Genomic DNA, 13,775 nt, shown 5'->3' on the forward strand with positions numbered 1-13,775 from the left:
ATCTTTCTACTAAGGGTCACCCTACGGGGTGGCCCTTAGTTGTTTTCCGGCACCATTGCGGAAAAGGCGCCCCGCGAGCAGCGGGGCGCCTTTGTGTATTGGTTCAGTCGCGGGTCTGTACGGCGTCGCGCATCTCGCGCATGAGGCCGGCCGCCTCGTCGACCGAGCGCGACGGGAACAGTGCCATGCCGGTCGCGCCGTGGTCGGCCCAGCCGCAGACAGCCATGTTGCCGCCACCGTCGACCGCGGTGTTGCCGCACTTCATCACCCCGCCGAGCGAACCCGCGGCTACCTCGTGCACCCCCTCGACCGCGCCCGACTCGTCGCCGACCAGGCCGAACAGCGTGTCGAGGTCCTTCGACGGTGACCACAGCAACGCCGTACCCCCGAAGAAGAGAACGCTCCGTTCGGTGGCCGCCGGATCCGTGTAGACCGCGCCCACGCTCGACTTCAGGTCGATGCCGGCGGCGAACGCCGCCTTCAGGTCTTCCGCGGTCGAGGCCGCGTCGGCGCTGTTGTTGAGTTGGAGGCCGGCCACCGACGAAGGTGTCGCCAAGGTCGTGTCCTGCTGCGACATGATCCGGCCACCCCAGATGCCGACCGCCGCCAGCCCGGCCAGGCCCACGGCCGCGACCGAGACGAGCGCGATCCGCCGGCGCCGGGAAAGCGGGGGGCGTGGGCCCTCCGGTTCGTCCGGGTCGTCCGGGGACGCCGCCCAGACGGGTGGCGTGACATCGATCGGCTCGTCCTGTTCGGCGGCCGGGCTGTTTTGCCCTTTAAAAGGGTCGTTCGACATGCACGCCACCGTAACGGAACAGCCGGTGGTCGCATGCGGGGTCACTCCGATCGCTCCGTAGACTTCACGGGTGACCCAGACACCGGAGACCAGCGCGATCTCGACACCGACCCTGCCGGCGCAGTACACGCCGGCGGACGTAGAGAGTCGGCGGTACGAGGCGTGGGTATCCGACGGCGTCTTCACCGCCGACGTGGCGAGCGACAAGCCGCCGTTCACGATCGTGATCCCGCCGCCGAACGTCACCGGGTCCCTGCACATGGGCCACGCCTTCGAGCACACGCTGATGGACGCCCTCGTGCGGCGCCGGCGGATGCAGGGCTACGAGGCGCTCTGGCTGCCCGGCATGGACCACGCGGGCATCGCCACCCAGAACCTCGTCGAGCGCCAGCTCGGCACCGAGGGCAAGTCCCGGCACGACCTGGGCCGCGAGGCGTTCGTCGAGCGGGTCTGGCAGTGGAAGGCCGAGTCCGGCGGCGCGATCCTCGGGCAGATGCGCCGGCTCGGCGACTCGGTCGACTGGAGCCGCGAGCGCTTCACCATGGACGAGGGCCTGTCCCGGGCCGTACAGACCATGTTCAAGAAGCTCTTCGACGACGGCCTCATCTACCGGGCCAACCGCATCATCAACTGGTGCCCGCGGTGCTTGACGGCGTTGAGCGACATCGAGGTCGTGCACAGCGACGACGAGGGCGAGCTCGTCTCGATCCGCTACAGCGACGAGATCGTGGTCGCGACCACCCGGGCGGAGACGATGCTCGGCGACACCGCGGTCGCGGTGCACCCCGACGACGAGCGCTACAAGCACCTGATCGGCACCGAGGTCGAGCTCCCGCTCACCGGCCGGCGGATCCCTGTCGTCGCCGACGAGCACGTCGACCCGGCGTTCGGCACCGGCGCGGTCAAGGTGACCCCGGCGCACGACCCCAACGACTTCGAGATCGGCCAGCGGCACGACCTGCCGAGCATCACGATGATGGACGAGCGCGGCGTGATCACCGTGCCCGGCCCGTTCGAGGGCCTCGACCGGTTCGAGGCCCGGCCGGCGGTGGTGGCCGCGCTGCGCGAGCAGGGGCGCATCGTCGCCGAGAAGCGCCCGTACGTGCACGCGGTCGGGCACTGCTCGCGGTGCCGCACCACTGTCGAGCCGCGGCTGTCGCTCCAGTGGTTCGTCAACACCGGCCCGCTGGCCAAGGCCGCCGGCGACGCCGTGCGCGACGGCCGGGTCCGGATCGACCCCGAGGACATGTCGAAGCGCTACTTCGCCTGGGTCGACAACATGCACGACTGGTGCATCTCGCGTCAGCTCTGGTGGGGACACCGGATCCCGGTCTGGTACGGCCCGGACGGCGAGGTCCGCTGCGTCGGCCCCGACGAGGAGCCGCCGGGCGAGGGCTGGGAGCAGGACACCGACGTCCTCGACACCTGGTTCTCCAGCGGCCTGTGGCCGTTCTCCACCCTCGGCTGGCCGGAGCGCACGCCCGACCTGGCGCGCTTCTACCCGACCAGCGTGCTGGTCACCGGCTACGACATCCTGTTCTTCTGGGTCGCCCGGATGATGATGTTCGGCCTGTACGCGATGGACGGCAAGCAGCCGTTCGACGTGATCGCGCTGCACGGCATGGTGCGCGACGAGCACGGCAAGAAGATGTCGAAGTCGTTCGGCAACGTGGTCGACCCGCTCGACTGGATGGACCGCTTCGGCGCCGACGCGACCCGGTTCACGCTGGCCCGCGGCGCCAACCCCGGCCAGGACGTGCCGGTCAGCGAGGAGTGGTGCCAGGGCTCCCGCAACTTCTGCAACAAGCTCTGGAACGCCACCCGGTTCGCGCTGATGAACGGCGCGCACGTCGACGGCCCGCTGCCGACCGAGCTGTCCACCACCGACCGGTGGATCCTGTCCCGGCTCGAGCACGTGATCGACGAGGCCGACGAGCTGTTCGAGCGCTTCGAGTTCGCCAAGATCTGCGACGTGCTCTACCACTTCGCCTGGGACGACGTCTGTGACTGGTACGTCGAGCTGAGCAAGCCGGTGCTGGCGGCCGGCGGCCCCGCGGCGGAGGCCACCCGGCGGGTGCTCGGGCACGTGCTCGACCAGTTGCTGCGGCTGCTGCACCCGGTCATCCCGTTCGTCACCGACGAGCTCTGGATCGCGCTGCACGGCACCGGCACGGTGGCCCGGGCCGCCTGGCCGCAGCTCGACAAGGCGCTGGTCGACGACGCCGCCGAGGCCGAGATCGAGGCGCTGCAGCGGGTGGTCACCGAGATCCGCCGGTTCCGCTCCGACCAGGGCCTGCGCCCGGCGCAGCGGGTCGCCGCGCGGCTCGACGGGCTCGGTGTCGTGGCCCCGCACGAGTGGCTGATCCGCTCGCTGGCCCGACTCGACGATGCGGGCGCCGAGTTCGCCGCGTCCGCCACGCTCTCCGTGGCCGGCGGTGTGCGGGTCGGGCTCGACACCCGCGGCGCGATCGACGTCGCGGCCGAGCGGGCCCGGCTCGAGAAGGACCGCGCGGCCGCCGAGAAGGAGGCCGCCCAGTGCCGGGCCAAGCTCGGCAACGAGGCGTTCGTCGGCAAGGCGCCCGAGCACGTGGTCACCAAGATCAAGGAGCGGCTCGCGACCGCCGAGGCCGACCTGGCCCGGATCGGCGCGGCCCTGGAGGCGCTTTCCGCATGACCGAGTTTCGCGAGGTCGACGCCGCCCTGGAGGCGCGCGGCAACATCCGCATGGTGTTCGACCTCAGCAAGATCGAGGAGCTGCTCGACCTGCTGGGTTCGCCGCAGCGCGCGTACCCCTCGATCCATCTGACCGGGACCAACGGCAAGACCTCGACCGCCCGGATGATCGACTCGCTGCTGCGGGCGTTCGGCATCCACACCGGGCGCTACACGAGCCCGCACCTCGAGACGGTGCGCGAGCGGATCACCCTCGACGGCGAGCCGATCTCCGAGGAGCGGTTCGTCTCCGTGTACGAGGAGGTGGCGCCGCTCGCCGAGCTGGTCGACCAGCGCCACGAGGAGCCGCTGACCTATTTCGACATGACGACGGCACTGGCGTTCGCGGCGTTCGCCGACGCGCCGGTCGAGGTCGCGGTCGTCGAGGTCGGGCTCGGCGGGGCGGACGACTCGACCAACGTCATCCAGGCCGGCGTCTGCGTGATCACGCCGATCGGCCTCGACCACACCGAGTGGCTGGGCGAGACGATCGAGGAGATCGCCTGGGCCAAGGCCGGCATCATCCACAAGGGCGCCACGGTGATCACCGCGGCGCAGCCCGAGGACGCCGCGCAGCCGCTGCTGGAGCGCATCGCCGAGGTCGGCGCCACGATCGCCCGCGAGGGCGGGGAGTTCGGCGTGCTGCGCCGCTCGCTCGCCGTCGGCGGCCAGGTGCTGACCCTGCAGGGCCTGGGCGGCGAGTACGACGAGGTCTTCCTGCCCCTGCACGGCGCGCACCAGGCACAGAACGCCGCCCTGGCCCTGGCCGCGGTCGAGGCGTTCCTGGGTGCCGGCGCCGACCGCCAGCTCAACATCGAGTCCGTACGCGAGGGCTTCGCCGCCACGTCGTCGCCGGGTCGGCTGGAGCGGGTCCGCAGCGCGCCGACGATCCTGCTCGACGGTGCGCACAACCCGCACGGCATGGCCGCGACGGTGACCGCGCTGCAGGAGGAGTTCGCGTTCAGCAAGCTGGTCGCGGTCGTCGCCGTGCTCGCCGACAAGGACGTGGCCGGCATCCTGGACCTGCTCGAGCCGGTGGTCGACGCGGTCGTGGTCACCCGCAACAACTCGCCGCGGGCGATGCCGGTGGACGAGCTGGCCGCGCTGGCGGCCGAGGTGTTCGGCCCTGAACGGGTGGAGACCGCGGAGACGATGCCCGACGCGATCGAGGCGGCCGTCGTGCTCGCCGAGAGCGACGTCCAGGGCGAACTGAGCGGAGTCGGCGTGCTGGTGACCGGCTCGGTCATCACGGTGGCCGAGGCAAGGACGTTGTTGAAGCGATGACCGACAGCACGCGGCACGAGGACGCCACCCCGGCCCAGCGCGGCCCCGACCCGACTGCTTCCGACGCTGGTGGTGGTCCGGCAGGGACCTCCGGTACGGGTTCGGAAGCGAACCCCGCCGCCACCTCGGCAGGGACGTCGGGCCTCGGTCCCGCAGGGACGTCGGGCCTCGGTCCCGCAGGGACGTCGGGCCTCGGCTCGCCGGGGACGGCCGGTCCCGGTCCGGTGGAGGCCAGCGCCGGCGGCGGGCCCGGTGCCGGAGACGGGCCTGGGGACGAGTTGCCGCCGGGGCATCGGCGGTCCGGGCTGAAGAATCCGGCCGGTGCCGTGCGGGGGATGGGCGCCGCCGCGCTCGGGCTGCAGGGCGTCATCCTGCTGCTGGCGATCCAGCCCATCCGGGTGCTCGGCGAAGGTTCCCACACCGGGGCCGCCTGGGCAGCGGTCGTGCTGGCCGTCGTCTGTTTCGTGCTGTGCGGGATGATGCGCCGCTCGTGGGTGTGGTCGGCGGGCACCGTCGTACAAGCCGCTCTGCTGCTCGGCGGTTTTCTGCATTGGGCGCTCTTCGCCCTCGGTGTGATCTTCGGTCTGGTCTGGGTGTACGTGCTGTACGTGCGGCGGTCGATCCTCGGCTAGGGGTGCGCCTCGCCCGCCGCGGGCAGCACGCAGAACTCGTTGCCCTCGGGGTCGGCGAAGACCACCCAGCCGCCGTCCTCACCCGCCGGCGGTGTCCGGCGGCCCGCCGGGCAGCGCGATGCTGGCCTCGGGGTCGCCGGGGAAGTCGTCGTCGGCCAGCGGCGCCCGCATGACGTCGCTCCAGAAGCGGGCCAACGCGTACGGGTCGGCGCAGTCGAACGCCACGTTGAGCACCGTGGGGGCCATCGCGGTCACGCCGTCTCGCGGGCGCGCCACTGGGTGATCGCGATGCCGTGGCCGTCGGGGTCGCGGAAGGCGGCGGCCCAGAGCTCCAGCTTCGCGCCGCGGTTGACCACCCGGGGCGGGTAGGTGAAGCGGACACCTTTGGCGCGCAGGTCCTCGTACACGGACATCACGTCGCCGACCTCGAGGTTGAGGTGCACCAGCCGCCGGCTGACCGACGCGGCGTCCTTGATCTCGCGGAGCACCATGCGGGTGTCGCCGGAGGCCAGCACGGCGTTGTGCTCGCCGCTGTCGATCTCCTGGAAGCCGAGCATGTCGCGGTAGAAGGCGACCGACCGGGGGAGGTCGCGGACCAGGAAGGTCAGCCCGACGCCGTGGATGGTGGCGCCGGTGTCGCCGGGGCGGGCACTCGGGTACGCGGTGAACAGGTCGGCGAAGTCGTCGGCGTCCTCGTCGGCGGTGGTGCCGTTGTGGCCTACGCGCGCCGGCTCAGCCGGACCGGAATCGGCCGTCCCTTCCGGGCGACCGGACGCTGCAGGGTCGTCAGGCCTCGCGTCCGCAGGCTTCGCGGCAGCTGCAGCGGCAGCACCAGCGGCGGCCGCAGTCGCAGCCGCACCGGCAGTCCGAGCCGCACCGGCAGTCCCGGCCGCACCCGGCGGCGTGGGTCCGGCATCGTCGCCTTGGTCCACGGCAGGGGCTCCCCGCCCCACCCGCCAGCCCTCGCCGTCATCGGGCTCCGCGGGATCAAACCCGGCCGCTGGCGCCGCGTCGCCGCGGGCGTCCGGAACCGCCCCCGACCGTGCCTCGGCAGCACCCGATCCAGCCGCGCCAGTTTCCGGCTCCGTCCCACCGCCGTCGCCTGTCGCCGCATCGGTCTCGGGCCGTGCGCCGGCCGCGTCGGCCGGGCTCGGGTCGGTCGTTGCCCGCGTCCCGCCGGCGTCAGCCGCGTTCGGATCGCTTTCCGACCGTGTCTCGGTCGCCGCGCCGGCGTGGACCTGGTCCGAGGCGTTTCCGGCAGCCACGCCCGCGTCGGTCGCCGGCGGTGTCGCGTCAGCGGCAACGGACTCGGTCGTAACCGGGTCGCTGCCGGCCCGTGTCTCCGTCTCAGCGCCAGTTTCGGACGGGTCGGGCTCGCCCGCGCCGCCCCCCGTCTGCGCCGGACGGCTAACCCGGCGCTCGGAGAACAACGGCTCAGCCCAGGCCGCGTCCTGGTCGAACACCTCGTCCGGGCGCGCGGTCTCGGGCCCGGTCGCCCCCCGCTGCTCCGGCACGACCTCCGGCGGCGGCACCGTAGCCGTAGCCGCACCCGCCGCACTCGCCGCCTGGCCGGACCGCTCCGCGCGGGTCCGCTTCGGATCGGGCCGCGCCCGGCGGGCCAGCGGCGGAGAATCGTCGGAGCTGCCGACGATCTCGCCGTCGAGCACCTTGGTGCCGCTCGCCGTCTCGTGTACGACCCGCTCCTGCTTGCGCAGGCCGCTCAGCTCGTCGGTGAGGTCGGCGGTGGTGGTCTCGATGGTTTCGACGTGCTCGGCCGCGTACCCGTTGTCGGGTCGTATCCAGGTCGTCTCGTCGACCGGCCCGATGTCGTCGTCGCGGACCGCGGCCGCCTCGGCGTGGGTGAGCACCTCGTCCCAGCGGATGCGGATGTGCCGCGGGTCGTCGATCGCCACCGTGATCGGCAGGCTGGCGCCCACGTCGGGCCACTTGGCGACCGGCACCCGGGGGTCGCGCATGCGGACCAGCCGCCCCGGCACGCCCGGCGCGTCGATCAGGACCTGTAGCTCGCAGCGCCCGAAGACCGCGGACGCCGGTGGCTCGGAGACGCTGTGCACGTGCGCGGTGCCCGAGACCCAGGCGCGCTCGCCGCCGCGGATCGCGTTGACCAGCAGCAACCCGACGGCGAGCACGATCAGCGCGATGCCGAGCGCGACGATGGCCAGGCTCTGCATCCCGATCCCGAACAGGACCACGAACAGCGCGCAGGTGCCCAGCACCGCGGCGAACAGCTTCCGGACCGGTGCTAGCGGGCGGCGGTTGCCGTTCGCCACAGTGGACCTCCCCTGAGTCACCAGAAGGCAAGGCTAGGCCCCGTGCGCCCACCGAGGGAAGAGCCGGCCGGAGGCGGGTGATCGCCCATCGGTAGGCTGTATCCCCCAGCATCAGGAGGGTGTTCAACGTGTCCAGCAGCCCGGTCGAGCGCACGCTCGTGCTGATCAAGCCCGATGCGGTCCGCCGCGGCCTGGTCGGCGAGATCCTCAGCCGCTTCGAGCGCAAGGGTCTGACCATCGACGTGCTGGTCAAGCGCGAGATGGACGCGGAGCTCGCGGACGCGCACTACGCCGAGCACGTCGAGAAGCCCTTCTACCCGCCGCTCAAGGAGTTCATGACGGGCGGCCCGCTGGTCGCGCTCATCCTCAGCGGCGACAGCGTGATCGACGTCGTCCGCACCCTGGTCGGCGCCACCGACGCCCGCAAGGCCGCCGCCGGCACGATCCGCGGCGACCTCGCCAACTCCAACCGCGAGAACCTCGTGCACGCGTCCGACTCCCCGGACAGCGCCAAGCGCGAGATCAATCTCTGGTTCCCGAACTTCTAGGGACCGAAGAGCAGGATCCGGTCCCGGGCTCGTCGTGGGCGCGACCGTCGCTCCCGCCGGACACCGCTCGCTCCGCTTAGCTGCCAGGTCCGCGCCCGAACGGCGCCCGCGGCGGTCACCCACCGCCGCGGCACCCGCCGGCGTCACCGTGGGTCGAGCAACTCCGCCAGCCGAGGCGTTACCTGCCAGGCCGTGACCAGCTCGTCGTACTCGGTGGTCGGGCCGGGCTGGCCCGTGCGGCGGGCCCGCAGCAGCAGGTTGCGCGGCGTGTGCGCCGAGTCGATGAACTCCGTCACGTCGACGCGGTAGCCGCGCGAGCGGAGCAACGCCGCGCGCAGTGAGTCGGTGAGGACGTCCGCGAAGCGCTCCCGCAGGATGCCCTGCGCGGTGATCAGCTGGTACGCGCCCGGCGCCGGCTTCTGGCGTAGCTGGGCCGCGATGTCGTGGTGGCAGCACGGCGCGGCCAGGATCCACTCGGCGCCCCAGCCGACCGCCCGGTGCAGCGCCTCGTCGGTCGCGGTGTCGCAGGCGTGCAGGGCCAGCACCAGGTCCGGTGCCGGCTCCACCGGCGCGTCGAGGATCGTGCCGGCGACGAACCGTAGCCGGCCCGCGTAGCCGAGCTGGTTGGCCAGCCGGGTGTTCCGGTCGCGCTGGTCGGCCCGCACGTCGACGCCGGTCATCTCGACGTCGAGCCCGCGTACCGCGGTCAGGTAGCGGTAGGCAGCGAAGGTCAGATAGGCGTTGCCGCAACCCAGGTCGACCACCCGCAACGGCGTCGGCAATCCCTCGATCGGCAGCGTCGCGGCCAGCGCCCGCAGGAACGCGTCGACCTGGCGCCGCTTGGCCGCACTCCCGCCGATCACGTCCCAGAGCGGGTCACCGGGGTCGAGCAGGTGCTCGCGTACCCGATCGTGGGTCTGCGTGGTCGCGGTGGCCGGGCCGGACTGGCGGTGCACCTGGGCGTCACCCTTCTTGGTCACCCGGAGCTGCACGGTCGAGCCGGCGCTCTCCACGTGCCAGTTGCCGAACGGCTCGGCCAGCAACGCGTCGATCGCGGCGTCGGCCTCGGGGCCGGGCGCCACGTTGCGGGTGTGCGGGCGCGCGCCGTCGTTGGTGACGATCTGCAGCCGGCGGCCGGCCTTGAGCGCGACCGGGCGCAACTCGGCCCGGACCACCGACGGCAGCTCACCCTTGCGCCGGCCGGCGGCCACCGCCCGGGTCAGGCTGGGGTCGAGCAGCAGGCCGCGGACCTCGGCGAGGGCGGTGGACAGATCTTCGGGCATACCTACATTGTCCGCGTCTCGCCGATGCCCAGCCGCCACAGGTCGCTCGGATCACGTCCGGCCGCCTGCCAGGCGGTACGCAGCCGCTCGGGCGGCTCCAACAGCGGCTCGGTGCTGAGGGCGAAGGTGCCCCAGTGCATCGGCACGACGCGCCGGACGCCGAGGTCTGCCGCGGCGCGTACCGCGTCCTCAGGGTTCATGTGTTGGTTGCGCATGAACCAGCGCGGCTCGTACGCGCCGATCGGTAGGAGCGCCACGTCGAGACCTCGCCGGCGGGCGGCGACCTCGGCGAACCGCGGACCGTAGCCCGTGTCGCCAGCGAAGTAGATCGTCGGGCCGCCGTCGGTGGCCAGCACCCAACCACCCCAGAGGCTGCGGTTGGTGTCGGTCAGCCCGCGCCGGCTCCAATGGTGCGTCGGCACGAAAGTGCAGGTCAGAGCCCCGATTCGGCGGGACTGCCACCAGTCGAGGTCGGTCACGTCGCGAAAGCCACGACGGCGGAACCAGTGGGCGAGACCGGCGGGTACGAGCATCGGGGTCGACCGCGGCAGCCGGCGGATCGTTGGCGCGTCCAGGTGGTCGTAGTGGTTGTGGCTGATCACGACGGCGTCGATCCGGGGCAGGGCGGCCCAGTCCACGCCCGGCGGGGTGTAGCGGGCGATGAAGGGCGGGATCCGGCGCGACCAGACGGGGTCGGTGAGGATGGTGTGGCCACCGGTACGCACGACGAAGGTGGCGTGCCCGACCCAGGTCACGGCGGTGGTGTCCGGGCCGACGGGCGGCAGGCTGGTGCGCGGCGGCAGGGCGAGGACCGCGCCGGCCCGCGCCTGTTCGGCGGCGCTCGGCCGCGGCTCCCGCGCCATCCGCGCGACGTCGCGGGCGCTCGGCAGCGGAGCGGTCAGTCGGTCGGCGAAGCCGCGGGGTCGCCGGCTCGAATCGGACACCCATCCACCGTCCGCGCGACCCGGCCGAACCGTCAAGTCCAGGGGCCGTCCACGAGTGACGCCCGGCCCTCACGACGAAGAGGCAGGGCATGTGCCCTGCCTCTTCGTCAGTGACCCGTCTGTCAGGCCTCGGTCGTCGCCGTGGTGGCGCCGCCGCTGCCGCGGGAGCGGCGCCGGCGGCGGGTGCGCGGCTTGGCGGCCGTCGCCTCGCCGGCCTCGGGGTCGGCCACCGCGACGACAGCCTGGTCGGTGCCCGTCGCCTCGGTCTCGCCCGAGACCACCTGGCCGGCGCGACGGCGGCGGCGCGGGCGCTTGGTCGTCTCGCCCTCGGCCTCCGTGGCCACCGGCGTGGTCTCGTCGGACGACTCGTCGTCGCGCTTGGCGCCGCGGCGGCGGGAGCGGCTGCGGGCCGGGCGCTCGGCCCGGGAGGAGGCGGGGCCCCGGCGGCGGCCGCCGCCCAGGTCCTCCTCCTTCTCCGCGGACAGGCCCGCGCGGGTGCGCTCGGCGCTCGGCAGGGTGCCCGTGATGTCGCTCGGGATGTCCAGGTCCTCGTAGAGCCACGCCGAGGTGTGGTAGGTCTCCGGCGGCTCCGGCATGTCCAGGCCGAGCGTCTTGTCGATGATCCGCCAGCGCGGCATGTCGTCCCAGTCGACGAACGTGACCGCTACGCCGGTGGCGCCGGCGCGGCCCGTACGGCCGATGCGGTGGGTGTAGGTGTCCTGGTCTTCCGGGCAGTCGTAGTTGATCACGTGGGTGACGCCCGAGACGTCGAGGCCGCGGGCCGCGACGTCGGTGGCCACCAGGATGTCGATCTTGCCCGAGCGGAAGGCGCGCAGGGCCCGCTCGCGGGCGCCCTGGCCGAGGTCGCCGTGGACGGCGGCGACCGCGAAACCGCGGAAGTCGAGGTCCTCGGCTAGTCGGTCGGCGGCGCGCTTGGTCCGCGTGAAGATCATCGTCAGGCCGCGGCCGTTCGCCTGCAGGATGCGGGCGACCACCTCGGCCTTGTTGAGCGAGTGGGTGCGGTAGACGAGCTGCTGCGTCTGCGGCGACGGGCCCGTCTCGGCGGTGTGGCCGGCGTGGATCGTGACCGGGTGGCGCAGGAAGCGCCGCGACAGCGCCACGATCGGGTCGGGCATGGTCGCCGAGAACAGCATGGTCTGGCGGTCCTCGGGCAGCATCGCCAGGATCTTCTCGACGTCGTCGAGGAAGCCCAGGTCGAGCATGCGGTCGGCCTCGTCGAGCACCAGCGCGTGCACCCGGTCGAGCCGGAGCTGCTTCTGCTTGGCCAGGTCGAGCAGGCGGCCGGGCGTGCCGACCAGGATCTCGACGCCGCTGCGCAGCGCCTCGATCTGGGGCTCGTAGGCGACGCCGCCGTAGATCGGCAGGACCCGGACACCGCGGGTACGCCCGGCGGCGGCGAGGTCCTTGGCCACCTGGAGACCGAGCTCACGGGTGGGTACGACGACCAGGGCCTGCGGGACGCCGTCGGAGCCCTCGCCGGGCGCGAAGACCCGCTCCAGCAGCGGGACGCCGAAGCCGAGGGTCTTGCCGGTGCCCGTGGGCGCCTGGCCGATCAGGTCGGTGCCGCGCAGCGCGATCGGGAGCGCGTACTCCTGGATCGCGAACGCGTGGGTGATGCCGGCGGCGGCGAGGGCCTCGACGGTCTCGGGGCGGGCGCCCAGCTCGGCGAAGGTGGGGGAGTCGGAACGGGTCGGCGCGTTCGGGACGAGCGCGTCGCCCGCGGGTTCCATCAAGTCAGTCATGTGGTTTTCGGGGTGCCCTCTCGTGGTGCGCCCCGTCGTCTCGTAGGGCGCGATATGGGTATGGCGCGGGCCACACGCGACGTGAGTCGCGGGCCGCACACGCGTGCCGCGGGTCCAGTGGTTGTCTATGCCCCGTCGAGCGGAGCCGCACGTCACCCACGGCTAACGTGACCATGTTACCGGATTGGCCTGCGAGAGGTGCCGAACGTGAGGCGCCTGCGACCCGTGGGCCTGGCGTGTGGCGCAGCTCTCGCCTCCCAGAACTCGGGAGTAACCTGCGGGCGTGACTTCTGAGCTGGCCGCCGACGCGGCTCCGCCGGCCACGACCGAGGCCCTCGTGGACCTGCTGGGCATGGTGGCTTACGGCGAGTTGTCCGCTTTCGAGCGGATGGCGGCCGATGCCCGGCTCGCGCCCGACCTGCGGCGGCGGGCGGCGCTGAGCGAGATGGCCGCGGTGGAGATCGCCAACTACGGCCGGCTGGCCGCGCGGCTCACCGAGTTGGGCGCCGACCCGGAGGTCGCCATGGCGCCGTACGTCGACGTGTTGCACGCGTACCACGACTCGACCGAGCCGCGGGACTGGCTCGAGGCGCTGACGAAGGCGTACGTCGGCGACGGCGTGGCCGACGACTTCTTCCACGAGATGGCCAAGCTGATCGGTGAGCCCGACCACCAACTGGTGCTCGACGTCATCCACGACAAGAGGTACGACGAGTTCGCGGTCACCGAGATCCGGGCCGCGATCGAGGCCGACCCGAAGACCAAGCACCGGCTGTCGATGTGGGCCCGCCGCCTGGTCGGCGAGGTGCTGTCGCAGGCGACCCGGGTGGCCGGGCAGCGGGCGGCACTGACCACCCTGATCGTCGCGAACGGCGGCGACCAGGCCGCGGTGCAGGCGCTGTTCCGGCGCATCACGATCGCCCACAGCGCCCGCATGTCGGCGCTGGGCCTCAACAACTGAGGCCCGGTCTAGCGAGCGGTGAATCCGACCGTGCCGCGCTGGGCCTCGGCGATCTCGACGTAGGCCAGCTTGCTCACCGGGATGATGACCCGGCGGCCCTTCTCGTCGACCAGAGACAGCGTGCCCTCGCTCGCGATCGCCTCGGTGACGCTCTTCTCCACCTCGGCCGGCGACTGCGAGCTCTCGATGACCAGCTCGCGCGGCGCGTACTGCACGCCGATCTTGACCTCCACGGAAGCCCTCCTGTCGTGGCGCGCGGTCGTTACCGGCGCCGGTGGGAAGGCTATCCGATTCGGGGGGTGAACGACGAAGACGCCTTGCGTGTCAGGCGGGTTCGCCTTCGGCCCAGGCACCCTCCTGGGGCTCACCCTGCAGCGGGAAGCTCGCGATGCCGCGCCAGGAGAGCGCGGCGAGCAACGCCTCGGCCTCGGCCTTCGGCACCTGGCGGCCGCCGGCGAGCCAGAACTGCGCCGCCGTCTCGGCCGCGCCGACCAGGCCCGACGCGAGCAGCTCGGCCCGGGACTTGCTGACCCCCGTATCCGAGATGATCGTGTCGGTGAT

At 72.6% G+C, this 13,775-nt stretch carries 11 protein-coding genes and 2 pseudogenes; 5 read left to right on the plus strand and 8 right to left on the minus strand.

All coding sequences use genetic code 11. From position 1 onward, the window contains the following. Positions 1-103: 103 nt before the first annotated feature. A complete protein-coding gene (locus tag Asi02nite_RS39420) occupies positions 104-796 on the minus strand; it encodes a hypothetical protein (RefSeq protein ID WP_203719164.1) in 693 nt (230 codons plus the stop codon). 70 nt (positions 797-866) lie between these two features. On the opposite strand from Asi02nite_RS39420, the gene Asi02nite_RS39425 reads away from it, so the two are divergent. The 3 genes from Asi02nite_RS39425 to Asi02nite_RS39435 are packed head-to-tail and all read left to right on the plus strand — an operon-like array spanning position 867 to position 5,424. Continuing rightward, positions 867-3,470 (plus strand): valine--tRNA ligase, encoded by a 2,604-nt coding sequence (locus Asi02nite_RS39425; protein ID WP_203719165.1) that lies wholly within the window; start codon positions 867-869, stop codon positions 3,468-3,470. Beyond that, a complete protein-coding gene (locus Asi02nite_RS39430) occupies positions 3,467-4,792 on the plus strand; it encodes a bifunctional folylpolyglutamate synthase/dihydrofolate synthase (protein WP_203719166.1) in 1,326 nt (441 codons plus the stop codon). Before Asi02nite_RS39425 ends, Asi02nite_RS39430 begins: the two co-directional genes overlap by 4 nt. Beyond that, entirely contained in the window at positions 4,789-5,424 is a 636-nt protein-coding gene (locus Asi02nite_RS39435; RefSeq protein WP_203719167.1) for a DUF4233 domain-containing protein, read from the plus strand. The genes Asi02nite_RS39430 and Asi02nite_RS39435 overlap by 4 nt, the downstream gene beginning before the upstream one ends. A 78-nt stretch (positions 5,425-5,502) precedes the next feature. Here the strand turns inward: Asi02nite_RS39435 and Asi02nite_RS39440 are convergent, their stop codons facing one another. Both Asi02nite_RS39440 and Asi02nite_RS43045 read right to left on the minus strand, forming a co-directional pair. Then, positions 5,503-5,670 (minus strand): VOC family protein, encoded by a 168-nt coding sequence (locus tag Asi02nite_RS39440; protein WP_373312433.1) that lies wholly within the window; start codon positions 5,668-5,670, stop codon positions 5,503-5,505. 5 nt (positions 5,671-5,675) lie between these two features. Further along, a pseudogene (locus tag Asi02nite_RS43045) lies at positions 5,676-6,047 on the minus strand (VOC family protein); the annotation flags it as partial. Between the two features lie 1,796 nt (positions 6,048-7,843). Between Asi02nite_RS43045 and ndk the strand changes: the two are divergent. Beyond that, entirely contained in the window at positions 7,844-8,263 is a 420-nt protein-coding gene (gene ndk, locus Asi02nite_RS39450) for a nucleoside-diphosphate kinase (protein ID WP_203719168.1), read from the plus strand. Between the two features lie 143 nt (positions 8,264-8,406). On the opposite strand, the gene Asi02nite_RS39455 is transcribed toward ndk, so the two are convergent. The 3 genes from Asi02nite_RS39455 to Asi02nite_RS39465 all read right to left on the minus strand — a co-directional run bounded on the left by Asi02nite_RS39455 (position 8,407) and on the right by Asi02nite_RS39465 (position 12,241). Then, entirely contained in the window at positions 8,407-9,546 is a 1,140-nt protein-coding gene (locus tag Asi02nite_RS39455; RefSeq protein WP_203719169.1) for a class I SAM-dependent methyltransferase, read from the minus strand. 2 nt (positions 9,547-9,548) lie between these two features. Continuing rightward, positions 9,549-10,490, minus strand: coding sequence for an MBL fold metallo-hydrolase (locus Asi02nite_RS39460; protein ID WP_239127655.1), 942 nt, complete (start codon positions 10,488-10,490; stop codon positions 9,549-9,551). Positions 10,491-10,612: 122 nt separating this feature from the next. After that, positions 10,613-12,241: a DEAD/DEAH box helicase gene (locus tag Asi02nite_RS39465; protein ID WP_505606705.1), complete on the minus strand. Its 1,629-nt coding sequence runs from the start codon at positions 12,239-12,241 to the stop codon at positions 10,613-10,615. Positions 12,242-12,536: 295 nt separating this feature from the next. Here Asi02nite_RS39465 and Asi02nite_RS39470 point away from each other — a divergent pair, with 295 nt between their 5' ends. Next, complete coding sequence (locus Asi02nite_RS39470; protein ID WP_239127657.1) at positions 12,537-13,214, plus strand: ferritin-like fold-containing protein; 678 nt, start codon at positions 12,537-12,539, stop codon at positions 13,212-13,214. An 8-nt stretch (positions 13,215-13,222) separates the two neighbouring features. On the opposite strand, the gene Asi02nite_RS39475 is transcribed toward Asi02nite_RS39470, so the two are convergent. Beyond that, entirely contained in the window at positions 13,223-13,447 is a 225-nt protein-coding gene (locus Asi02nite_RS39475; protein WP_203719171.1) for a DUF3107 domain-containing protein, read from the minus strand. Between the two features lie 91 nt (positions 13,448-13,538). Continuing rightward, positions 13,539-13,775, minus strand: a pseudogene (locus Asi02nite_RS39480) (TetR/AcrR family transcriptional regulator); the annotation flags it as partial.

This window comes from Asanoa siamensis, from assembly GCF_016862555.1.
Lineage (GTDB): Bacteria > Actinomycetota > Actinomycetes > Mycobacteriales > Micromonosporaceae > Asanoa > Asanoa siamensis.

Coding starts and splice junctions, on each gene's coding strand:
- Asi02nite_RS39420 (WP_203719164.1), bottom strand. CDS start 796: ATGTCGAACGACCCTTTTAAAGGGCAAAACAGCCCGGCCGCCGAACAG.
- Asi02nite_RS39430 (WP_203719166.1), top strand. CDS start 3,467: ATGACCGAGTTTCGCGAGGTCGACGCCGCCCTGGAGGCGCGCGGCAAC.
- Asi02nite_RS39435 (WP_203719167.1), top strand. CDS start 4,789: ATGACCGACAGCACGCGGCACGAGGACGCCACCCCGGCCCAGCGCGGC.
- Asi02nite_RS39440 (WP_373312433.1), bottom strand. CDS start 5,670: ATGGCCCCCACGGTGCTCAACGTGGCGTTCGACTGCGCCGACCCGTAC.
- Asi02nite_RS39455 (WP_203719169.1), bottom strand. CDS start 9,546: ATGCCCGAAGATCTGTCCACCGCCCTCGCCGAGGTCCGCGGCCTGCTG.
- Asi02nite_RS39465 (WP_505606705.1), bottom strand. CDS start 12,241: ATGGAACCCGCGGGCGACGCGCTCGTCCCGAACGCGCCGACCCGTTCC.